Consider the following 23,213-nt stretch of genomic DNA (forward strand, 5'->3'; position numbering starts at 1 on the left):
CCGCACCTCTATGCCTCTTCCAATGTGTTTTCATCGGTTGGTTCAGCGACCGCATCTTCCTGGAAAACGGCAGAAAAAGAGAAACCACCCTCTTCTTCCGGAGAGTCGATGGTGATGGAAGCGATATGCTCGCCACGATGTCCTGCCTCCAAGATCTCAATGGAGAGAGTGGGGAGCAGTTGACGTTGGATGACCTGATCAACAAGTCGCGCACCGTTTGAGGCGACCCGGCACATTTGCGTCACGCGGCCATATGCTGCCTCGGTGATTGTAAGAGCAATCTTTTGGGTTTCTTTCAGCAGTTCAATGAGGTCATCCAGGCGCATCTGAACGATGTCGGCCAACACCTCTTCAGAAAGCGGCATGTAAACCAGAGGCTCCATGCGGGCCAAAAGCGCTGGTTTGAAATGTTGGGCAAACAGCGGGGTAAGAGACTTCAGCATAGAGCCATGGCTTGGCACCTGACCGTCTTCTGCATTTGCAACCCAGTTCTCGATCTGATCCGAGCCCAGATTGCTGGTCAGGAAGAACACCACATTGCGACAATCTATGAGACGGCCTTCCCCGTCTGCCAGTTCTCCTTTGTCAAAGGCCTGATAAAACAAATTAAGGACGTTGGGGTCAGCCTTTTCAACTTCATCAAGCAGCACAACGGAGTATGGTTTCTTGCGGATCGCTTCAGTCAGGACACCGCCTTCTCCGTATCCAACATAACCGGGAGGTGAGCCAATCAAGCGGGAAACCGTATGACGTTCCTGATACTCAGACATGTTGATGGTTGTGATGAACTCCTCACCACCAAACAGCCGGCGCGATACCTCAAGCGCGGTTTCTGTCTTACCCACGCCTGAAGGTCCTGCAAGGAAGAACACGCCCAACGGCTGGCCTTTTTTATGCAGATCAAGCCGTGATGCTCGCAACCGCGCTTCGATGGCATCAATTGCGTGGTCCTGCCCTTTAATGGCTTTCTTCATGGTTTCAGCAAGCGTCAGAAGGCGATGGTAGTCATCCTGAACCATGGAATTAACCGGAATGCCCGTCCAATCGCTTATAATGGCAGCAATTTCCGCAGAGCCCACTTCGACTGAAATGAGAGGCTCAGAACCGGCTTCCACTATCAGCGCATTTTTGTGATTGGCGAGCAGAGCGCGGCCTTGCTCCAGTGTATCTTCTTCCAGCGTTTCCGGCTGTTTTTGGAACAAGTCTTCACGCGCAGAGATAAAGTTTTCAGCCAGCGCCACCTGCGCTTCAAGGCGAGATGATAGTTCCTGCTTGCGTTCTTCAAGATCATTGATCTGATCCGCAATTGCCTTCAGACGCTCCAGTTGCTCAGGCTCTAAAGGTGCTGTGAGCTGATCGCGCTCCAGGCCTTCTCTCTCCCAGCTCAGGGTTTGAAGGCTTTGCTCCACATCCTGCAGTTCTACTGGTGGAGTGTTGGCTCCAGCGCGGACACGAGCGCAGGCAGTGTCCAGAACATCAATCGCTTTGTCTGGCAGTTGGCGACCGGTGATGTAACGCGCAGCCAGCCGAACAGAAGCACCGATAGCTTCTTCAGTGATGTAAACGCCATGCGCTTCTTCATAGGCCTTTTTGAGCCCGCGCATGATGATGATCGCCTCATCAATGGTCGGCTCATCCAGCTTCACCAACTGGAAGCGGCGGGTGAGCGCAGGATCTTTTTCGAAGTACTTTTTGTACTCTGTCCAGGTTGTTGCAGCGATTGTTTTCAGCTCACCTCTGGCAAGAGCTGGTTTCAAAAGGTTCGCGGCATCAGAACCACCTTGGTCGCCCCCTGCCCCAATCAGAGTATGAGCTTCATCAATGAACAGAATGATCGGCTCAGCGCTGGAACGCACTTCATCGATCACGCCCTTCAGGCGCTTTTCAAACTCGCCTTTCATGGATGCGCCTGCCTGCAGGGCACCAACATCCAGTCCCCACAGCGCAACATTGGCAAAGTCTTCAGGCACCTCACCATTTGCGATGCGCAGTGCAAGCCCTTCAGCGAGTGCGGTTTTACCTACGCCTGCTTCGCCCACACAAATCGGGTTGTTTTTGCGCCGACGGCACAGGATCTCAATGATCTGGCGGATCTCATTGTCCCGGCAGAAGATCGGGTCAATTTTCCCGTCCTTCGCAAGCTGGGTGAAGTTGGTTCCGTATTTATGAAGAAACCCTTCTGCGGTATCGCCTGCACCTGCCGCACCGCCAGCACCCTGCCCGGCACGATGGTCTTTCTCAAATGAACCGGCAGTTAGTTCATCAAACTGTCGGAGCAAGGTGTCTGAAGAAACGCGTTCAAGCAGCGGATAGTAGTCCATCTGCATGTAACGACCACGGTCGTTCAGCAGTGCAATCAGCACAGCCCCAGAGCGCACAGTCTTTTCACCTTGCTCTACTGAAGCGATCAACCAGGCATCTTGCAGCAAATCCTGAAGCAGCGGTGAAAAGGTTGGCGTCCGGTCGGCTTCAACTCGGCGATACCGATTGAATGTCGCGCGAAATGCTTCGTTCAAAACGTCGACATCTACATTCTGGCTTTGTACGAGAAGCCTAAAATCGACCGCAGGTTGTGAAGCAAGAGAAATGAGGAAATGCTCAATTGTTACTTCCTGATGCGAGTTTGAAACGCACAGGCTAGCAGCTTCTTCAATTGCCTGCCGACAGCACGGGTTGAGACGCTCAATCAGCGCCTTGATTTCCAGTCGAGCCATACCCGATCTCCAAAACTAAAGCATTTCGCGCAGTTGAGTGACAACGCCGTCGGTGTATTGGTCGATCTGCCAATAAAACCCGACGTAGGTCAGTGCGCACAAAATAAAAAGGCTAATCCAAACAAGGGAAACAGGCGTATGCCAATGAACAACATGCGCTTTTTCTATGATTTTATTTTCTGATTGACCGAGTTCAGAAGTCCCCTCACCTCGTTCCTGACGGATGATGTGGCGAACGTCCCGCATGATTTCCTCAAGTTGCAGCTTGCCGTTGTGCATGACCCGGTATTTGCCCTCAAAACCGAGGCCGAGCAGCACGTACAAGAACTCAATCAACTCAATGTATCGAACCGGATCTCGCATCAACCTGCTAAGAACGATAAAGAACTTCTCTCCGCCCCAGGTCTCGCTATGAAACAGCGCCAGCAAGCTGCGCTCTGACCAGTCAGAGTTCTGCCCCCATGGAGAGCACATCACCGCCTCATCAATTGCGGAACAAAGGCAATACCGGTGAGCCAGAATAGTCGCCCGATCAAACCCTTCACGCTGGAGTTCAAGTTCCAGAGATTCAATCTCTGCCCGAACATCCTTATGGAGGTAATCCAGCTTGTTGTTTTCTGAAACTTCCGGGATACGCGAGATCAATGCCAGCAATGATTGGCTCGCATCAATGATCTTATTGATGCTGTGCCCCCGCATCGGAAAGCTGATGTGTTGAACGGGCCTCGGAGAAACATCTTTCAGGTTCTGCGGAACGCTTTCTGCTGTTGCAACAGGCACATCCTCTGCAACTTCAGGATCGCTAGCGTCAAACAGATTTGCGACTTCACTCATCATGCCGTCCTTTCATTGCGAATAGCCCAGAACTGCAGCTGTAAATCAGCAAACTCACCGGCTATGTGGAAGGCAAAACCACTCGCGTTTTCAATGTATTGCCAGCCTGCTGAGTTGGCATCCAACTGGAAGTAAGAGAACCCGGCATGATAAGGCAGTTGCCGCGGAGGAGATGGCAACCGCTGCAGAACCACACCCGGCAAATGCAGATGGATCAGCTCACGAATACGCTCGATGGAAGAGACTTTGGTTTGTGCCGGGAAGGATTTTGCCAGCTCTTCGAGCTCCATGCTTGCTTTCACAGCAACCACAAAGATTGCTGAGTTCAACAGTGAGCGATCATTGAGCGGAGATGTAATGATCCCGTACTTCTGCTTGTTCAACGGCAGCGCAATCGCATTCGCTTCAAAGATCGTTGACAGTGATTGCCGCAGTGAGCTGATCACCGGATCAAAACAAACCTGAGGTTCTTCATGGTGATACGCAGGCCAGGATGTCGGCATCCGTTGTTCATTGGTGAATGTCGCCAGTTCTCCTGCGGCACCGGAAAAGATCTTGTAAAGCTCTCTTGGGTGCACGCCTTTAAGCGATGATGTATGTCGAAATTCAGGCCAGAGCCGGTTGATCGTTTGCAGCATGAGAAAGTCGGATACATCCGAGACACCCCTTTGACCGGGCGTGCCCATACGCGTTGAAATGTGCGTTGCTCTTTGCCTCAGCAATCCCACCAGATCATCAAGCGTTTTGCGCAAACGTGGCTGGGCATCGATGGTCGAGGCCATTGGCAGGAACTCCTCATCCAGCACAACGCTGCCATCCGAGTTTTTGTTCCTAATGCGTGTCAGCGGCAAGCAAGTGAAAGCAGAGCGATCTTCGCGTTCCAGCATCAGGCGTAAACGATACTGCGCCACATCCACCATGAAAGGTTCAGTGTCTGAGCTGGTGTTGTTGCGCACATCCTGAGAGAAGGCGCGCATTCTGGTCGCGTCCTGAGGATTGAGTGGATCCTCAACTTCTGGCACACCATTTGAACGCAGTGGCAAAGCCAGATAAACGGTCTGGCCCACCACATTTTCACCGCTCACATCCAAAGGTGCAGGTGCCATGGACTCGCCGGGTACATCAATTGTTGTGCCATCGGGGAAAATGCCGAGCACATAATCAACGAGCAGCTTGCCATGCAGAAGGCTTTCCTTATTGATCTCCAACCGGCTCACCCCATGCTGGTAAGGATCAATAGCTTCGCTGCGAGAGCGGATAAGATGCTCTAAGTATCGCTGTTGCTGCTGAAAATGGTGGGGCTTTAAAAACAAGCCATCTCGCCAAATTACATGATTTCGCAGTGACATAATCTAAATAAACCTATTTGCTCTCAAACCTATCGATGCAGGTTTGTGATAATTTTTTTTCTGCTGATCACAGCAAGTAGCTTGTACGTCTCTCCCTTGGGCTTGACCTTCTCGACAGCGCGCCAGTCGACCTTCTCAGGTTTGGCATATCCACCAACCAGACCGATGAAGACCGTTTCCTTGTCCAGCTCCAGTTCCGTCACAACCTTTGACTCCCCAGGCATGACCTGAACTTCTTTCACGTCAACAAAGGTGGTTCCAAGAGCGTTCTCATAGTCTTCCGTTGCCTCCTCAAACGAGGATTGAAGCAACTTGCCGTCATCACCCAGCTGAAAGACCCAGACATCAATGGGAACACTCTCACCAAGATCGTTCTTGTTTGATCCCGGCTCAGAGAAAATGGTGACATCAATCAGGCTCGGCTGGTCTTTAGGCTCTCCCACTGGAATGCCCGGATCCATGACCACCTTGAAAACCTTCTCAGGTATCTTCTGCGCTTCGCATGCCCCCAACACCAACAGTGCTGCGACCATGCAGACCAAGTGGAAGCTCTTTTTCAGGAGCGCGTGTTGTGTCCAACCCCAGTTCATTTTCTGCTTGCCGCCTTCTTATTCTGGAAGCTGAAGGTATTGAGGGTACTGATCCGCCATCGCGCTTACTCCGCAGCACAGAGCTGATGGCTGCGCATCTCACGATCGTAAACCTGACGGAAGATCTCCCAAAACATGCGGGTTAGTCCGCGTTGCCGACCGGAACGCATTTCATTGTAATAGTGCTCGTACATCTGCCAGTTCCAGCTATCGAGGTCTCCTGTACGAGGCGCATGCCCTTTGTAACGCGCAAAGCGCTTGGTCAAGTTCTCAGGTGAAAGACCAAACAGCACGGCTTCCAGAGCTTCATCAGCAGCGATACGGCTTGCCTTCTCATGCAATTCAATCTGCATGAGGCTCTCTTCAATGGCGGATGGTGCATTCAGGTGCACTGGGCTTTGAACAAGCAGCAAATCCTCGATTGCCTGTTCAGGGCTTTGCGCCAGCCGTATTGGGTTGTCTTCCACCGGATGCAAGTGGGTGTCGTTCATGGAAGACCGATCTTCCCACTGCTGAGCGTGAATGGACATCAGACCGGAAATCGCAGTTTTTAAAGCCGCACCAACTTCCTGCGTAATGCGGTTTGCCTCAGGCAAACTCATATCGCCAATCGGTAGTCCCAATGCTGAAAGGAGTGGACGCAGCACTACATGATCCACCATGCCTTCTTCGCCCGTTTCAGATAAAGAAACCGATCCGTGCCAGCTTTCGGTCTCCTGAATATCGCTGACCAGCATTTCCTGCCCGCCCGAGTTCGTCAGGGTTTCAAGATAACTATCCATTTCCGGGTCAACCGGCTCTGTACTCGTCGTGGACATTGCGTGGTTTCCTTTTGCTTGGGGCATAATCATGAGGCGGTGATGTGCTTGAGGGTCGTCGATACCCACCGCCTTCCCGCTGTATTCGGGTTGCAATCCCAGCGTGCCCAGAAGATCTTCATCCTGCTCTTGCTGTTCTGGCTCACTGTCGTGATTGAGTTGGGAGAGAGGGTCCTGATTTCCCGGCAGGCCTTCTTCATCCTGTTGGTCAAGAACTTCAACCGGATCACAAAGAAGCGCGTTGGAGCGTTGATTGCTTGCGAAAAAGTCTTCGCTCAGATCGCTCTCAAGGCGATCAGCCAGGATGTATTCAATGTTGCTTTGGGACTGTTCGTCTTCATCCTGCAAATGCCCTGACACGATGGTATCAATAGCTGCAAATCTGCCGGCCCACTGCTCACTGTGGTCCTCAAGTTCACTTCCTTCAGCGACCACATAGGTTGTCAGTTTAAACGCTCCAACCTTCCAGACATCACCATCTGAAATGCGAAAGCGTTGCCCGGACGGGATTGGTCGGTTTGAACCGTTTACGATGATCCCTTGATCACCAACGGCTTCTGCGCAATAGACACCATCCTGAAAGAACACGCGCACATGCTCACGGGAGACGGAGTTGTGCCTATCCATCAGTTGCCAGTGGCACTGCGCTCCAGAGCCGATGCTTCCGCCGGTTTTCTCAAACGTGGCGGTGGCTTTACTGCCGTTCTCTAGCGTGGAGGTGTTGTTGATGACTAAAACCAGCTTCATTTTACCTCCTACAACCGCGCTGAAATGAGAACTTCGCGAGGACTCTCATCGCCTTTGTCGAGAAACGTCGACCAACCCAGCCGTCCTTGATATTCATCTGAAAGCTCAACAGGTGCGGCCTGTTTGGGCGCGAGCTCCAATTTGATGTCGTAGGCATGCTGGTCGCGCAGCATGAACTCCACCAGATCTCGCAGGGCCTTGTAGTCACGCCCGTGCGGGAGGAAATCCTGAAATCGCTCGAAACTCAGGTTCTTGATAAAGATATTGAACTTGCTGGAGATATCGGAAACGCTGTCCCCGATAATGGTGTCTTCACCCAGGAGCATATTGTGCTGCCCTAGCTCAGAACGTTGAGCTGCAGGAATGTCCACCTTACGCGCGACCCATTCTTCCACCTCAACATCCTTATGAAAAAAGGCGTGTGAGACGACACTGGCAATGGCAGCCGGTGAGCGATTTCGGGAGGCCAACACACCCGCAAATGTGAGCAAGCGTGCCCAATTGATCGGGGATTTACGACGAGCTTCCTGATCTGAAAGCCCGAAGATGCAGAACACCCATTGAGAGAACGGATCCAACGCCCCAGGTTCATAACGCACATAAAAGCGATACTTGCGCATGGAACGGTGCAGGAGGCCGACAAGCCGGTTATGGAAGAAATCAAAGAACCCCTTCATCAAGGAGCCCTGCGCATCATACTTGGCTATAACCTCTTGATAGTAAGAGGGCAGCGGCGAACTTGAACCATGCAGACCAAGGAATGTGACTTCCATATTGAAGTCAGCATAACTGATCGACTCGTCACCATCTTCTGCCTCATCTCGTTTCTCGATGCTGGCAATATCAGAGAGCGGAAAGCCGAGAGAATGCATGACACTGAAGTTGATCTTCTCATCTTTTGGCAAAAGATGTGTGCCAACCTCATTGCTTTCGTCATAGCAACGCTGGATCAACTCAACAGCTTGGAAGAAGGACCAACTGCGAGCATTAAATTGCATGTCGCCTCTTAAATCAGAGGTTGTCGCCCAATTTTCGCTGGCCATTGATAAACTTCATTATTTTGCGTTCCATTCACGATGAGTTCGTGGAACGAATTGACACTTGAATAGAGAGAAAAGAATTCTGCGAGTACACTGCAGAACAAGAACATTTCGCCCTCACTCTGAAACGCCTCTTCATTGAGGGACATAACTGTTTTCAAACCTCGAACAACTTGCCCTCGAAATAGCTTGTCGACTGGCTTTGTCTCAATCGAAACAATGCCATCTATGCGCTGTTTACTGACCCGCTCGTCTTGCCGGTTCAGGCGCGCCTGAAAATCGTAGGTCGCAATCACGGTCTTCAACGCTTCTTTTTCAAGAAGAGAAACGTAATTGAGAGAAAGATTGGAAATGAGGTTCCAGTAGAGCGATCCATCCAGTGGCGGATAAACTGGCGCTGTTGGCTGGCCCAAGTTCTTGAAGGTTACAAAGCTTGGCGTTTCACCGGTTGGTTCACACACATCCCCTGCTCCCAGTTCCATCGCATGGTTGGGATGGAAGCACTTCAGGTCAGCGGACAGAACTTCATGCTCCGGGATCGCGCGCTCATTGTCATGGCGCACGAAAGAAACCAGATGCTCCATGCCGCGCTTGCCCAAGGCTTCGCGAAGTCGCAAGCGATAATAAATCTGAGTGAGGCCGTCCGCCCGTTCAACTTCGTGATGGAAAGATTCAAAAGATGGATATTCTCGCAGATGAGACCCGCTTGTTGGATCCTTTGCAGCGCGCCAACTCATAATGCGGTCGATAGAGAAGATATCGATCGCACCACGCCCATTGGCGGTTGGCCTGATTGGATATCGCATCTGACTATGATCGATCTTCATCGGCTCCGCATCATAGGCAAACAGGTTCACCGCAGGCACGCAGTAAAGACGGAAGGTGCCAGGTCGGACTTTAACCTCTGGTGGCAGAGGTCTGGAGAACGTGAGTTCTAAAGAGAAATCTGTCTCTTCGCGATTTCGGAAAAACGGTTCCAGTCCATCGATATCATAGCATTGGAACTTCGCAGGAAAGACGAAGTACTCCTGCAGCAGGCGATATCCCTCATAGGCCGAGTTCTCATTGGGGAGCAGTGCCTCAGATCCCCCGAAACTGCCCGGCTGTAACGCTGAGATCGGTAGCTTATAGCGGGTAACTTCGCCATCCTCTGCTTCTTCGGAGTCAAAGCAAACACTGATGTCTTTAAGGTATCGCCCCAGCCACAGATAAAGCATCTGCGCAGCGACTTCATCTCCTGCGATCCATAAACGCAGATCACGGAAGCTCAACCGGGACAACGGCAAACCAGATAGTGTCTGGAATTTAAGCGTTAGGACTGTGCTCTCGCGTGAGCGCTGAACGTCCTGCTCGACGATATCAAGCGGGTAAACGGTTACATCTGCTGTGGTTTGAAACGGACAAGCAATCTCATCAACTGGCTTCGACAGAATTTGCGAGCCGGCGGGTAGAACCTGACGTTCTGTAATCGCCTTTTCTACGGGCACCATCTGCATCAGTGTTGTTGAAGGAAACGCCCGCAGGAAGTTTGGAATAAGCAACTGCACGAGCGAGTGGGTGAGCTCTGGCAGCTCATCATCCAGCTTCTCGCGCAATCTTGATGTCAGGAACGCGAAGCCTTCCAGCAAACGTTCCACATCAGGATCCGTGGAGGCATCAGACAGATACTTTGACAGCCGCGGATTGCGCTCGGAGAAAAGCCGACCGCTCTCGCGCAGATAAGTCAGTTCGTCCTGAAAGTAAGAAGCTTTCACAGCTGGTTGCCTGCTTGACTAATCAATGTGGGCGACATGCCCGTCTTTCATGAGGATATCGATTTGCACCTGCTCTCCCTTGCTAAGGGCGGGCATGAGCAACGTTGCTTTGAAGCGCAGCTCTAACGGCCTGTCAGGATCACGGACAAAGTGGACTGATCGCACCTTCACCCGCGGCTCGTATCTCTCGATGCATTGGCGAATAGACGCTGCGATGTGTTGGGTCAGATCGTTGGTCGCGACACTGGACAGGTTGAAGTCCACCAGCCCTAAATCCGGAGTAGCAGCAGAAGCCCCTGCTCTGGCATTCAACAGTTTGGCCAAGTGACGTTTGATCGAGTTTACTTTGGCTTCCAGCAAATCGACGCTCTGAGGAGGAACTACCTCCTCCTCATCAGCAATCAAACGCTCAAACAAACTGCCCCGAGCTGTCCGAAGTCTACTGTCCCAAACAACGGTATCTTCGCGCTTTCTCATAGGTCAGCCTTAGCTATCTTTGTCCAGCTTACCTACGAGCGACAGCTCAAAGTTTGCACCCATGTACTTGAAGTGCGGACGCACCTTCAAAGACACCTGGTACCAACCCGGATCACCTTCGACATCGGAAACGATCACTTCAGCAGCACGCAATGGGCGACGAGAACGCACATCTTGAGGTGGGTTCTCCTGATCGGCCACGTACTGGCGAAGCCACGTGTTCAGCTCACGCTCCAGATCTTCACGCTCTTTCCAGGAACCAATCTGCTCACGCTGCAGCACTTTGATGTAGTGCGCCAGACGGTTCACAATCATCATGTAAGGAAGCTGCGTGCCGAGCTTATAGTTGGTCTCTGCTTCTTTACCTTCCTTGGTGTTCTGGAATATTTTTGGCTTCTGCGCTGAGTTAGCCGAGAAGAAAGCAGCATTGTCAGAGCCTTTGCGCATGGTCAGCGCAATGAAGCCTTCCTCAGCAAGCTCAAACTCGCGACGGTCTGTGACGAGAACTTCTGTCGGAATTTTCTCTTCAAGCTGACCAAATGCTTCGAACACATGCACTGGAAGATCGTGAACAGCACCACCAGACTGAGGACCAATGATGTTCGGGCACCAACGATACTTGGCAAAGCTTTCAGTCAGACGAGTTGCCATCAGGAACGACGTATTGCCCCAGAGGTAACTTTCGTGCTCCTCAGTTACATTCTCGTTGTAAACAAAGGAGTTAACCGGGTTTTCTTCTGCGTCATATGGCATACGCAGCAAGAAACGAGGACAGGTCAGGCCAACATAACGAGAGTCTTCACTCTGGCGGAAACCCATCCATTTACGGAACCGTGGCCCTTCATAGATGGAGAACAAATCTTTCTGCGCAGGCAGGTCCACGTACTCGTCAACATCGAACATCTTTGGACCAGCAGCCGCAAGGAATGGAGCGTGTGCCATTGCACCGACAGAAGCAGCAAACTGCAGCAGTTTTACATCGCGAGCACCTGGACCAAAGTCATAGTTCGCAATCATGGCGCCAACAGGCTCACCACCAAACTGGCCATAACCACTGGAATAGACGTGCTTGTAAAGGCCGGATTGTACGACTTCCGGGCTCGTTTCAAAATCTTCCAGCAGCTTGTCTTTGGAAACAGAAAGCACATCAATCTTGATGTTTTCACGGAAATCTGTGCGATCAACCAGCAGCTTCAGTCCGCGCCAGGCAGATTCAAGTTCCTGAAACTTCTCATCATGAAGGATTTCGTCCAGCTGTGAGGAAACTTTCAAGTCCAACTCAGAGATCATTCGGTCGACCAGAACGCGATTGATCCGCTGATCAACTTCCTGACTGGAAAGGAGGTCGGAAATAAACGCCTCAACGCCTCTGCGCGCTATGGAATAGCTTTCTTCGTCTTCCGGGCGAATGCGCGTTTCTTCCATAATCTGATCTAAAAGAGAAATCGCGGCGCCCGCACCGGCAACATCCGGCTGGCCGGCAGAGGCTGATACATCTACCATGTCATCATATCCATGTTTTTTAATTAGAAAAGTACTTGCGGATCAAAACTATGGAGCTCCGCAGCTTTACAGAAACTTCACTTGCAACAGCTCGAAATCAGCTGGTTTCTTCCTGAGAAGACACGACTGCATCCAGCTCTGACAAAAGCTTTTCCCTTTGCTCTTTGTCCTGCAAAATCTGCTCGAGCCGGTTACGGAATGCCGGTATGTTTCCAAGCGGCCCTTTCAAAGCAACCAGCGCCTCACGAAGGTCAATTAGCTTTTTAAGTTCAGGTACTTGTTTAACAATGGAGTCTGGCTCGAAATCTTTGAGGCCTTCGAACTTCAAGTTCACAGCCAGCTGCGCATCCTCATCTTCAACAAGGGTGTTTTTGACTGTCAGCTCACGCTCCAGACCAGCTTCTTTCATGACCGATGCAAAGGTATTTTTATCGACGGAAAGCAGCTCGCGGTCTTCAAGAGGCGTGTCATCTTCTTTACCGTTGTAATCACCCAGCATGACTAGACGCAGCGGCAGCTCAACTTCTTCCTGCTGATCACCAGTTGCCGGAACATAGCGAATATTAATTCGCTCTTTTGGCGCAACAGAACCTTCCTTGCCAGCCATAGAACTTCCCCATCTCTTCTTAGAAAATCAGAAAACAACTTAGGATTTACCTAAGATTATACTCAAATCTAAAATTAAACACTTTAGCGCCAATTCGACTCTAAATTTTCTTTAGGCCTATCGGAAAGAAAAACGATCGACAACAGAAAAGTAAAAGTTGCATTATTAGACTTTAGTCATATTGATTAGCAAAGTAAATATTCTGAAACAAATAGATTATTCAAACACAACACGTGATTCGCGCCTATTAACACCAATCAGAGAAGCGTAGTGATGGCTAGATCTCTTTCAATAATCAAATTAATACTATTATCGATTATTAAATTAACTACGTCATATATATTTATCAACCTAACATTTCTAATTTTACTATTTTTATGCGTATTTTTATTCAGGGATACGATCTTCTCTTTCGCACCAACAGACGAAAGAAAATTAATCTATGCAACAGTAGCAATGGCCATATTTTCTGTCATTTGGGGCGTGAGTAACTTAGTTTATGTAAGCATAAAGAAGAAAAAGATTGATTTAAGTAAAAATAAAGACAAAAAAGAAAAGCCAAAGACACCTGATCTATCCTACCTGAACGAGTTTGAACGCGGCTTCACACAGGCACTCCAAACAATCAGCAGAAACTGGGCAGGCAAAGGTGAACGGAAGAAAGGAAAGAACCTCTACGCACTTCCTTGGTTCGTCGTGTTGGGCTCTCCCAGTTCAGGCAAGACATCCCTGATCGTTGAATCGAACTTAAAGTTCCCTCTCGCCCACCTATTCTCTCAGGAAGATGCAAAACATGTTCAACCAACCAAAGACGTCGATTGCTGGGTAACTGATGACGCTGTTCTCTTTGATGTCGCAGGCCAGTTCGTTGAACATGTAAACGGCCAGCAACCAGACTCTAAAGAAACGCATTACTCCGGTTTATGGCGCCGTTTCCTAAAGCTTTTGCGGGATAACCGGCCACGCAGACCGATCAATGGCGTCGTATTGTGTCTGGATCTCTCCGAACTGCTTTCACTCAGCTCGCAAGAACGAACAACGAAAGCTGCCCTTGTTCACGCTCGCCTGAGCGAAATGACAGAAGTGCTCGGCACTCGCTACACCGTACACGTGGTCCTCACAAAGTTTGATCTGATTGATGGCTTCCATGAGTTTATTGGATGTCTGGCTGCTGCCGAAAGAGCAAAACCGTTCGGCTTTACATTTGATCTTCACGATGGCCGTGATCAAGATAAGTGGTTGGACGAGTTCAATTCAGCCTTTGCCAAGTTTCTTGATGACCTCAACAACACCGTTGTCGACCGACTTTCTGAAATGCGGTCAGCGCATCAAAGGCGCCAGCTATACTTGTTCACGCGCGAAATGGCCGGCCTGAGCAACATACTGAGCTCTTTTCTGGGGAAAGCCCTCCATCAGGATAAGTTTTCAACTGCTCCTCATATCCGCGGTGTCTTCTTTTCCTCTGCACGTCAGGAGGCCATTCCCACAAATCCGGTTTTACTGGCAACTTCGCAGAAATATGAAATCGCAGCCCCAATCCTACCCATTCATAGCGGCCCATCCAAACAGTACTTCTCTGCTTCGCTCTTTGATCAGGTCGTGTTCAAAGAAGCTGGCCTGGCGGGTGACAACATCAAGATCGAACGTGCCAAACGCTTTGCTCTCGTTGGATCAGGCCTTGCCGCTTCTCTTCTTTATGTTGGCTTTTTCAGCACCTACTGGATCGGCTATGAAAACAATCGAGCACGAGCTGATGCGGTCGTCGATATAACCGAGAGCTTCGAAGAATTGTTTCAGCAAGGCCCTGACAAGAACCTGAACGCCTCTGGACAAAACTACATTCGCCCTCTTGGTGCACTCACATCTGCAAGCGACATCTTTGGAAATTATCGCGACAGAAACTGGCTTGTATCCCAACTCTCACTTTATCAGGGCTATAAGATCGGCCCGGAAGTTGAAAAAGCCTACGTCGATATGTTGGCCCGCTACTTCCTGCCAGAGGTTGCAGCATATGTCCGAAACGAGATCGCAGCTCTTGGGAATGACGAAACCAGCAAAGACAGTAATGAACGGCTGGAAGCGTTGCGCGTCTACCTAATGCTGGGCGATGCTTCCCGGCGAAATGAGCTCCTCGTTAAATCCTGGATGGAACAGAAATGGCAGGAGCAGTTTGAAGGCGACCTCAAACTACAAAAAGCGCTGCGCGATCACCTTGTCTTTGCTATCGAAACTGCCGGGCTAGAAGCGAAGCTGGACAAAGATCTGGTTGAGACCTCTCAAAGAGATCTGAGAGAAGTACCGCGAGATCTGCGTCTCTACCGTAATATCGAGCAAGTCAGTGACAGACAGTTAGCTTCACCCGTGAACTTCAGAAACGACATCGGGCCGGCATACAACATCGTTTTCAGCGGAACCGGCAACACCGCTCATGACGACCAACCAATTGGGGTAAAGCAGTTTTTCACAAAGGATGCTTATCTCGACTACTTCGTCAAAATGAATGATGGCCTTTCCGTCGTCGCCGTAGAAGATGCCTGGGTGGCCGACGAGCGGGACACCGTGGAATATTCCCAGGCTGACCTAAAAGAGTTCCGTCGCAAAATCGCATCCCGCTATGCAACGAACTACATCTCCAACTGGAATGACGCTCTAAACCGTTTGGAAATTACGGACTTCAGAAATCTGGATCACGCCGTAGATATTCTGGAAACACTAACTGGACCAGACAGACCTCTTAATCGGCTCATCAATCGGGTTAAGAGTGAAACAGAAATCTACGAGAGTAAACTCATCGAGCTCAATGCCGAGCAAGCCGTCAATTCTGATTTGCCCTTTGACATCTATAGAGAACAAGGTCTCCGCGTTCGCCGCGCTTTTTCTAATCTCAATGGATTGGTGGAAGCTGAAGAGGGTGAAAAGGCATACCTAGAAGACCTCGATGCGGCCCTTAATACTCTCTATGAGTATCTGAAAGACATCCGCCAAGCTGGAGAACGATCTGGCGAAGTTGCATTGGCGCGCGCCAAAGCCAGAATTGATCTTCAAGGCGAAGACCCAATCTACACACTCAAACGCATCGGCGTTGATCTTCCAAGCCCACTCAATCGCTTCTTCGCAAAACTGGCTGATCAAAGCTGGAAGGTCTTGCTGCAAGAAGCCAAGAAAGAACTGCAACGCAGCTGGAACGAGGAAATCTACGCAGATTATAACCTCAACTATGCGCAGCTCTATCCTTTCAACAAGCAGGCAGAGCAAGAGATCCCTCTTGAAGAGTTTGAAAGCTTCTTCGGCCCTGGTGGCAAGATCGAAACGTTCTACAAAAAGAACTTGATCGTGTTTGTTGATGAGGCAACAGGGGAACCCAAAACCATTGATGGCCGCCATCTCGCCATCGCGAAGGAGTTTCAGGATAATCTCAAGATCATTCTGGATCTGCGCAGAAGCTACTTTAACTCAGAAGGCCTGATCGGTGTGGAATACAACATTCAGCCAGTCTCTCTTTCCGCAAAACTCCGCCGTGCCGTGATGAACATTGAAGGGCAGATCATCTCTTATTCCCACGGCCCACGTCGCCCGATCCGGGTGATCTGGCCGAATGTTCTCACAAATGAAGCTGAGAGCAGCCTATCAGTCTTCCCTGCGGGTCGAGGCCGGCCACACACCACCACCTTTAAGGGGCCATGGTCTGGCTTCCGACTGCTGGATTTTGCCACAACAAAAGGCTTTGATAGTAATGGCGCGCTGATCGAATTCAGCTTCAATGGGCAGAAAGCAACATACTCCTTGCTTCATAAAGGAGCCAGTTCACTGGCACGCAAGCAGCCACTCTCCGGCCTTATCCTGCCAGCAAAGATGTGATGCCTATGACCACAACAGATACAAATTCTGAAGAGGCAGCTCCGGCTGCGTCTTCCATCTTCGTGACATCCTATGATGATCTGGCAAAGGCCGTCCTTTCGCCCATATCGGAAGGGTTTGAAGATGATATTGAAGATCACCCGGATTTCGATGCCGTCAGTGACGAGTTAATGAAGCGCGGTACACTCTCCCATGGCTCGATCGATTGGAGCCTGGTGGAGCGAGAAGCCCTCAAGCTTTTGCAAAACACGCAAAAGAGTCTGGCCGTTTTCGAAGCACTCCTGCTGGCAAGAATGACGCGGAAAACACGTGGCGCACTTGCCAGTTGCATCAGAGCGCTCGACGCATGTTTAACCACACCCAAGACAGAGCTTCATCCCAAAGAAGATCGTAGGTTTGAGCTCATCCTCAGGCGCATTTGCGGTCTTTTCAGTCTGGATACATTGCCCGGCAAACCCGGATCAGAAGCTGATAAACTTGAGGAAAGTATTGCCCGGCTGATCAAAAACGAGCTCTTGCTTGACCATGGATTGGTAAAAGATTTTCGAGTTCTTCAAGAACGCATAGAGCTGGAGAAAAAACAGCAAGAGAACGAGCAAGCACGCAAAGCCACCAGCTCCAGCACCTCTACAGATTCAACAAGTTCTGGAAGCATCGGCTCATCGACAGCAATGGATGCTCGTTCCTTTAAGCGCCTCACAGCTGAGATCTGTACACTCATCTTTAAGCAAGACCCGTCCCTGCCCTTCATCTACCAACTCCGCCGCCACGCGTGTTGGCAAGAGATAACAGGTGCTCCGCAAATCACCTCGGAACCACGGACCATTATCCCGGCAATATCTATCGATACCTGCGACAAATATAGGGATGCCTTAAAGCAAGGCACTCCAGATGTTTCGATCATCCACCAACTGGAAACGACACTTTTCTCCATGCCCTTTTGGATTGAAGGCCAGTATCTCGCCGCACAATTGGCACTCAAAGCCGATCACAACCAGGTCGCAAACGCGATAACTGAAAGCACTCAGAATTTTGTTAGTCGTGTCCCAGAGTTGCGTGAGCTGTGCTTTGATGATGGAACGCCCTTCATCGAAGGAGAAACAGCCGAATGGCTCAACTCAAAGCCCCTGAACAGCGATACGCCCGAACTACTAAGCACACCGCAGGAGCAAAAAGGCCTGACCGACTTCGTCAGCAATCCCAAACTCGCAACCAAATGGAACGGCGAGTACAAATCCCAACGCTCCCCCCGCCAAAAAGCCTTCATGGAACTGGCAATGCTGGAAGACCTCGCCCTCTCCGGCTTCTCCGCCCTCGTCTCCGACCAAACCCTCCGCCTCCAATCCGCCGTAGAAGAAACCTCAATCACCGACTGGGATCCAGAGTTCTTCAAAAGAGCAGCTGTTCTCACGCGCAAGAGTCGGCGGTGAGAGTATGATCTTTAAGATATTCATCGTCTTTCAGTTTTGCTTCGGGCCGGAAACTAGTGCATATAGGAGGGGTATTTTTAGGGTCTATTCTGTGTGTTGAGATTGGAATGTCGCGGTATCAAAAGCTTGATAGGAATGAACTTCTGAATGCTGCTGAGAGGGTTATTCAGAACCAGGGGGCTCACGCGCTTTCTATTGGCACAGTAGCAGCAGAAGCTGGGGTTTCTCGTGGTGGGATACAGTCCAACTTTGGCACCCGGGCTCAGCTGATTGATGCATTGTTTGACCGGTGGGATGAAGACCTTGAGCGCTATAGGCAAGAAGTACGTTCTCGCGCGCGCAGTGATATCAGCGATCTGGATGTTTTTCTTGCAGCCTCCCGGTTGCAGCATAAGCAACAACCTCAGCAGATGTCAGCCATGATGATTTTGACCATGCAAACACAAGCGCACCGTGAAGCCTCTCATGAATGGATGGCGGACAAGCTGAGTTTGATACCTTCTGAAGACAAGCAGAAGCGCCTTGAACGTCTCCGCCTGCTTGTAAGCGAAGCGATGATTGTCATTCACTCGATGCAACTGACACCGCTTTCTGAAGATGATTGGGACGAAGTCTGGGATGATCTGGATGGAGTGTTCAAAAACGACACCCCATCCTAAGAGTTTCATCAGATAGCCTTACACAGCGACCTGCTCGTTTCGTTCAACACCAGCCAAAGCTGAGTGTTTGGGTGCGAACAGCAAGTAAATGTAAGGCAGCGTTATCAGTGTAAACATTGTACCGATGACCATACCTGCCACCAGAATTATGCCGATACTGTTGCGAGCTTCTGCACCCGGTCCCGTAACGAGCACCAGAGGAAAGTGACCTAAAACTGTCGCTGCTGTTGTCATGATAACAGGGCGCAGTCTGGTCTTTGCAGATTCAATGATCGCTGTTGTCAGATCCTTTCCCTGCTCGACCAAAACATTTGCGAACTCAACAATCAAAATTGCATTTTTGGCAACTAGTCCAACAAGTGTGATCACTCCAATTTGTGAGTAAATGTTCACGGAGGTGAACCCCAAGAAGGTGAACACAAGAGCTGCTGACAAAGCCAATGGCACAGAGCCGACAACAACGATGAGCGGAGTTCTGAAGCTGTTGAACTGCACGCTCAAGGCCAGATAAACAACCGCGATGGAAGCCAGAAGGACAAACATCAGACTGTTGCCTTCCTGTTTAATCTGCCGGGATATGCCAGCGTAATCCAAAGAGTATCCAGCCGGGAGAATTTGCTTGGCTTTCTGCTCCATAAACTCCAGTGCTTGCGCTTTGGTGGTTCCCGGAACCACTGATCCGAGTATCCTAAAAGAACGTTGCTGGTTGAACTTTCCAAGTGTCCTTGGTGCTGCAGCAACCTCCAAAGAAGCAATGGAAGACAAAGGAATGTAAGTGCTCTCAGGCCCTTTGATCTGCAGGTTCATGATCTGATCAGGTGCCAAACGGGCATCCTTCTCAACCATTGGCACAACAACATAAGCCTTACCGTCAGCATCAAAACGGTTAAGATATTGATCCGACAGCATGAAAGACAACTGATCACTGACATTCTTCGAGGTTAGGCCCAGATCAGCTATTCTTGTGTGATTGAGTTTCAGCTTAACAAGCGGTCGATCAATTTTCAGATCAGTGTCAGCATACATAAACATGCCACTTTGATAGGCTTCTCCAACAAGTTGGTAGCCATAGTTCAGCATGTTTTCGTAACTGTCAGGCCCTTTGATCACCAGCTCAACATCAAACTGACCAGCAGTTGGCAGCGGAGGCAACAGCAAAGGCAGCACTTTCAGACCTGAAACCTGAGAGAGCTCATTGAACAGTCCTGGCAGTATTTCTTGCACGCTCTGCTCTCTCTCAAAGAAGTCACTGAGCTCTATGCCACCAAAACCACCATTGGCTGTCAGAACCTGCCAGATTTCGCCTGCACCTTCTACGCGCTTTCCAGCTTCGATTGCCGGTATCAGGTTCTCGGAAACTTCAGACAGAGTGCTTCCGGGAGGAGCCTGTACGATAAAGTTGATGTTCCCCTGATCTTCAATTGGCGCAAGCTCCTTGGCTGAGAACATGAAAAACGGGATCATGAGAAGTGCAAAGACAAAACTGAAGGTTAGTATTTGTGCGCGCCAGTTCAGCAACCGGATGAGCAAGTTGCCATAGGAGTTGCTAGCACGAGCAAACAAGCGACCTATGAAGGCTGCGAACCGTGTCTCCTTACCACGTGGGCTGGCCACATAGGCGCTCATGATTGGAGAAAGCGTAACAGCAAAAATACCAGAGATGAGCACAGCGGCGGCCAGCGTAAAAGCAAACTCCCGGAACAGGCTTCCTGACAAACCAGTTACAAAGCCAATCGGCAAGAAGACACTCGCCAGCGTCAGCGTCATTGCAATGATCGGTGAAAACAGCTCTTTTGAGCTTTTTAGCGCGGCCTGAAGCTTAGACAAGCCTTGCTGCCGATGCCGCGCAACATTCTCAACCACGACAATCGCATCATCCACCACGAGACCGACGGAAAGGACGATTGCCAGGATCGTCAAAATGTTAAGCGTGAAGCCAAGGGCGTACATCACAGCAACACTCCCGAGCAAGGAGACAGGAATTGCTGTCAGAGGGACAAGTGAAGCTCTGAAGGAGCCCATCAGGATGAGTACGATGAGACCGACGAGTAAGACCGTTTCACCAAGTGTTTTCACAATTTCAAAGAGGGAATCCCTCATTGCGAGTGTAGAGTCGAATGCGATGCCGACATGCAAGCCATCAGGAAACCCGGCGTTGAGTTCCTCCAGCTTTTCATAGAGCGTATCCCCAATGGCAATCTCATTTGCACCTGGCAGAGGCCAGACGGAGAGGAATACACGTTCATCAAAGTTTGAGCGTGTTTCGACAATACCAGGCCGCTCACCGAGCTCAACACGGGCAATATCTTTGAGCTTCAGGGTGTACCCACTAAGATCCTTGATTGCCAACTCCTCAAAGTCCTGAGCAAGTTTCAGGTTTGAGTTGCTTATAATGTTGAACTGCTGCTCTTCGCCTTTGACATCACCGATCGCCGCAACGACATTGTTTGAGGCAAGAGCGTTGACCAGGTCCTGTGAGGAAAGATTGTAACCAGCTAATCGAACCTGATCGACCCAGATTCTGAGTGCAGGCTCACGCCCACCTTCAACTCTCGCGCGCTGAACACCCTCGATCGAAGACAGCACTGGTACGACGTTACGTGTCAGATAGTCTGTAATCTCGAAGCGTTTCCAGTAATCTGAGGAGACATCAAGATAGAAGGAGGCATAAGGCCGATCAGCTCGCAAGAGTGAGATAACAGGCTCTTCAGCGACAACCGGCAAGTCAGACCGGATTTTGTTCAGGTTAGCAGTCAACTCAGACAACGCAGCTGTACGATCCTCATTGATCTTCAGCCACGCTGTCACTGTGCTTTGACCAGCAACCGTCTTGGAATCCACATAGTCCACACCCGGCACGCTCATGGCTGCTCGTTCTACTGGCTCAGTTACAAACCCCTGAACGACATTTGCGGCCAGACCTGTGTAGCGAGTTGTGATTTCGATGGCAGAGCTTTCTATAACTGGAAACTGCACAACAGGCAGGCGCGCTGCTGATACCAATCCCAACAAGACAAACAGAAGTGAAATTACGATCGCTAGGACGGGCTTTTTAACAAAGATATCCATAGGTCCCTCCTAGTGTTTGCCAGCAGAGATTACAGAAGAAATTTGCTGTTGTGTCTGTGGTGTAATCAGCTCAACAAGCATGCCGGGGGACAACTTAAACCCACCGTCAGTCGCGATAAGATCACCCTGAGAAACCCCTTGGCCAACCAAAACGGTTTCACCCAAATAATGAAGATCGGCAACATCTTGGCGTGTCGCCCGATAAGCAGACTGTTCATCCTGCGCAAGCGCATAGACAAACTGACCGTAGCTATCAGACTGAATGGATGAACTGGGAAGTGTGCTATAGTTCTTTGCAGGAGCTGTTGGAACGAGAACCTCCACAAAGGCACCATGGATCAATTGCAGATCAGATGCAGAAACAGTGGCTCGATGAACACGCGTTCTGGTACTTGTAGATATTGCAGCATCACGATGAATAACAGTAGCAGTGACCGGCTTAGCGTCTGCTCCAATCGCCGTAACTTCATCACCGATGGCTAGTTCCATTTGGTGTTGAGGCAATTTGAAGTCTATCCAGATGTCGTCAGTATCGCCTACCACTTGAGTTATCAGCTCATTGACACCTAAGAACTCCCCGACAGATAAGACAGTTGTGTTTGTCTCTCCTGCAAAAGGCGCTTTGATGGTCTTCTTCTGAATGCGACTTTTGATCTGACCTACTTTGGCTTTTGACGTATCCAGCAAGGCACGTGCATTATCAAGCGCGCTTTGGCTCCCACTTCCAGTAGAACGAAGCTTCTGAGCTCTTTCAAACTTGATCGTGGCAAGTGCTACATCTGCTTCTGCAGCAGCTAACTCTGCTGTTTCTTCCGAAACATCCATCTGCACGAGGAGTTGATATTTCTCAACCCAATCTCCAGGTTTGAATCCTAGCTTTACAACTCGGCCAGAGATTTCGGTGCGTAGCTCAACTTGCTTGGGCGCAACAACTTCACCTATGACCTGCGTTTGAGGTGCATACAAAGTACTCTGCGGATGAACCGCCTCTGTTGCCTCAGAATGCTCCGGAATTAGCTCAGCTTGAGCAATAGCCTCAGTGATTTGGGTAAACTTGATGTAGCCAAGCCCACCGACGAGACCGGTGATAGCCAGTAAAGCGAAAAACCAGCGTGCAACTGTCATCTTTCTCTCTCTTAACATTGCCAAGGGACTGAGCGAAATAAAATACATATGTATTTATTATTTCGGCGCAAATTGGTGCTTTGTTGTCTTGTAAAGCTACCGATGAATTGCGCGCCTGATGACATATAGCTCACTCAGGTCTCAAGAATTACGCCACCTCCTACGTTGGGGAAGGAGGTGGCGCTGTACTTTTGGATCAGGTTTGCGGATTTACCGTCATCCAAGAAAGCTGCTGTTAGTCCCTCGCGATTGGAGACGCTCCGGAGCTGAAGTGAGCTAGCTAACACAGATCTTTATAAATACATTTGTATTTATTGCAAGATATTTTTGCTAGTTGGATTTCGGTGGTGCTATTTGAGTAACAAGGGAGTCCAATTAACAATTGCAGCTTCTTCCGTCAGCGACTGAGCTATCAAAATATCTGCTTATGCTCCACCGCTTCGTATTCCAATACCTGAACCATGACCGTTATAGATGTTCGCATAAGTCCGATGCACTCTTGATGATTCTCTACAGATATTTCATTTGATGCAGTTCAGTTTCGTCTGGCTTCCATGTTGTGTGACTTAGTCGCTAAGAAACGTATCTAAATTTTGAACAGCAGAACGCTCATGGGCTCCGTTCTGCTGTTCATCAACT

General features: G+C 50.0%; 15 protein-coding genes. 3 read left to right on the forward strand and 12 right to left on the reverse strand.

The window, feature by feature from the left end:
• Positions 1-8: 8 nt before the first annotated feature.
• The 10 genes from tssH to tssB form a co-directional block, all read right to left on the reverse strand.
• On the reverse strand, positions 9-2,714 hold the full coding sequence (gene tssH, locus AC3CB2_RS20225) for a type VI secretion system ATPase TssH (RefSeq protein ID WP_352935221.1): 2,706 nt from the start codon (positions 2,712-2,714) through the stop codon (positions 9-11).
• A 15-nt stretch (positions 2,715-2,729) separates the two neighbouring features.
• The gene (icmH, locus tag AC3CB2_RS20230) at positions 2,730-3,548 is read right to left on the reverse strand and encodes a type IVB secretion system protein IcmH/DotU (protein ID WP_208998124.1); all 819 of its coding nucleotides are present in this window, start codon (positions 3,546-3,548) and stop codon (positions 2,730-2,732) included.
• A complete protein-coding gene (gene tssK, locus AC3CB2_RS20235; protein ID WP_352935218.1) occupies positions 3,548-4,897 on the reverse strand; it encodes a type VI secretion system baseplate subunit TssK in 1,350 nt (449 codons plus the stop codon). The genes icmH and tssK overlap by 1 nt, the downstream gene beginning before the upstream one ends.
• Before the next feature lie 29 nt (positions 4,898-4,926).
• Complete coding sequence (gene tssJ / locus AC3CB2_RS20240) at positions 4,927-5,487, reverse strand: type VI secretion system lipoprotein TssJ (protein WP_014284558.1); 561 nt, start codon at positions 5,485-5,487, stop codon at positions 4,927-4,929.
• 65 nt (positions 5,488-5,552) lie between these two features.
• The gene (gene tagH, locus AC3CB2_RS20245; protein ID WP_352935215.1) at positions 5,553-7,052 is read right to left on the reverse strand and encodes a type VI secretion system-associated FHA domain protein TagH; all 1,500 of its coding nucleotides are present in this window, start codon (positions 7,050-7,052) and stop codon (positions 5,553-5,555) included.
• Between the two features lie 8 nt (positions 7,053-7,060).
• Entirely contained in the window at positions 7,061-8,050 is a 990-nt protein-coding gene (gene tssG / locus AC3CB2_RS20250; RefSeq protein WP_352935213.1) for a type VI secretion system baseplate subunit TssG, read from the reverse strand.
• Between the two features lie 8 nt (positions 8,051-8,058).
• Positions 8,059-9,846, reverse strand: a complete 1,788-nt coding sequence (gene tssF / locus AC3CB2_RS20255) for a type VI secretion system baseplate subunit TssF (RefSeq protein ID WP_352935210.1) — start codon at positions 9,844-9,846, stop codon at positions 8,059-8,061.
• Between the two features lie 18 nt (positions 9,847-9,864).
• Positions 9,865-10,323 (reverse strand): type VI secretion system baseplate subunit TssE, encoded by a 459-nt coding sequence (gene tssE / locus AC3CB2_RS20260; protein ID WP_352935208.1) that lies wholly within the window; start codon positions 10,321-10,323, stop codon positions 9,865-9,867.
• A gap of 9 nt (positions 10,324-10,332) precedes the next feature.
• Entirely contained in the window at positions 10,333-11,826 is a 1,494-nt protein-coding gene (gene tssC / locus AC3CB2_RS20265; RefSeq protein WP_008548882.1) for a type VI secretion system contractile sheath large subunit, read from the reverse strand.
• A 97-nt stretch (positions 11,827-11,923) separates the two neighbouring features.
• Positions 11,924-12,433, reverse strand: a complete 510-nt coding sequence (gene tssB / locus AC3CB2_RS20270; protein ID WP_008549395.1) for a type VI secretion system contractile sheath small subunit — start codon at positions 12,431-12,433, stop codon at positions 11,924-11,926.
• A 456-nt stretch (positions 12,434-12,889) separates the two neighbouring features.
• On the opposite strand from tssB, the gene tssM reads away from it, so the two are divergent.
• From tssM to AC3CB2_RS20285, 3 genes are all read left to right on the forward strand, one after another.
• Positions 12,890-16,291 (forward strand): type VI secretion system membrane subunit TssM, encoded by a 3,402-nt coding sequence (gene tssM, locus AC3CB2_RS20275; RefSeq protein WP_352935205.1) that lies wholly within the window; start codon positions 12,890-12,892, stop codon positions 16,289-16,291.
• Positions 16,292-16,353: 62 nt separating this feature from the next.
• Positions 16,354-17,721: a TssA family type VI secretion system protein gene (locus AC3CB2_RS20280; RefSeq protein WP_352935203.1), complete on the forward strand. Its 1,368-nt coding sequence runs from the start codon at positions 16,354-16,356 to the stop codon at positions 17,719-17,721.
• A 107-nt stretch (positions 17,722-17,828) separates the two neighbouring features.
• Positions 17,829-18,380: a TetR/AcrR family transcriptional regulator gene (locus tag AC3CB2_RS20285; protein ID WP_352935201.1), complete on the forward strand. Its 552-nt coding sequence runs from the start codon at positions 17,829-17,831 to the stop codon at positions 18,378-18,380.
• A gap of 18 nt (positions 18,381-18,398) precedes the next feature.
• On the opposite strand, the gene AC3CB2_RS20290 is transcribed toward AC3CB2_RS20285, so the two are convergent.
• Positions 18,399-21,449 (reverse strand): efflux RND transporter permease subunit, encoded by a 3,051-nt coding sequence (locus AC3CB2_RS20290; protein WP_352935199.1) that lies wholly within the window; start codon positions 21,447-21,449, stop codon positions 18,399-18,401.
• Between the two features lie 9 nt (positions 21,450-21,458).
• Positions 21,459-22,574, reverse strand: coding sequence for an efflux RND transporter periplasmic adaptor subunit (locus tag AC3CB2_RS20295; protein WP_352935198.1), 1,116 nt, complete (start codon positions 22,572-22,574; stop codon positions 21,459-21,461).
• Positions 22,575-23,213: the final 639 nt, after the last annotated feature.

Source organism: Pseudovibrio sp. SCP20 (assembly GCF_057774105.1).

What these genes read in the sequence shown, in the direction of transcription:
- AC3CB2_RS20295 (WP_352935198.1), bottom strand. Translation starts at nt 22,574, where the DNA reads ATGACAGTTGCACGCTGGTTTTTCGCTTTACTGGCTATCACCGGTCTC.
- tssG (WP_352935213.1), bottom strand. Translation starts at nt 8,050, where the DNA reads ATGCAATTTAATGCTCGCAGTTGGTCCTTCTTCCAAGCTGTTGAGTTG.
- tssJ (WP_014284558.1), bottom strand. Translation starts at nt 5,487, where the DNA reads ATGAACTGGGGTTGGACACAACACGCGCTCCTGAAAAAGAGCTTCCAC.
- AC3CB2_RS20285 (WP_352935201.1), top strand. Translation starts at nt 17,829, where the DNA reads ATGTCGCGGTATCAAAAGCTTGATAGGAATGAACTTCTGAATGCTGCT.
- tssC (WP_008548882.1), bottom strand. Translation starts at nt 11,826, where the DNA reads ATGGTAGATGTATCAGCCTCTGCCGGCCAGCCGGATGTTGCCGGTGCG.
- AC3CB2_RS20290 (WP_352935199.1), bottom strand. Translation starts at nt 21,449, where the DNA reads ATGGATATCTTTGTTAAAAAGCCCGTCCTAGCGATCGTAATTTCACTT.
- tssK (WP_352935218.1), bottom strand. Translation starts at nt 4,897, where the DNA reads ATGTCACTGCGAAATCATGTAATTTGGCGAGATGGCTTGTTTTTAAAG.
- icmH (WP_208998124.1), bottom strand. Translation starts at nt 3,548, where the DNA reads ATGAGTGAAGTCGCAAATCTGTTTGACGCTAGCGATCCTGAAGTTGCA.
- tssE (WP_352935208.1), bottom strand. Translation starts at nt 10,323, where the DNA reads ATGAGAAAGCGCGAAGATACCGTTGTTTGGGACAGTAGACTTCGGACA.
- tssM (WP_352935205.1), top strand. Translation starts at nt 12,890, where the DNA reads ATGGCCATATTTTCTGTCATTTGGGGCGTGAGTAACTTAGTTTATGTA.
- tagH (WP_352935215.1), bottom strand. Translation starts at nt 7,052, where the DNA reads ATGAAGCTGGTTTTAGTCATCAACAACACCTCCACGCTAGAGAACGGC.
- tssB (WP_008549395.1), bottom strand. Translation starts at nt 12,433, where the DNA reads ATGGCTGGCAAGGAAGGTTCTGTTGCGCCAAAAGAGCGAATTAATATT.
- tssH (WP_352935221.1), bottom strand. Translation starts at nt 2,714, where the DNA reads ATGGCTCGACTGGAAATCAAGGCGCTGATTGAGCGTCTCAACCCGTGC.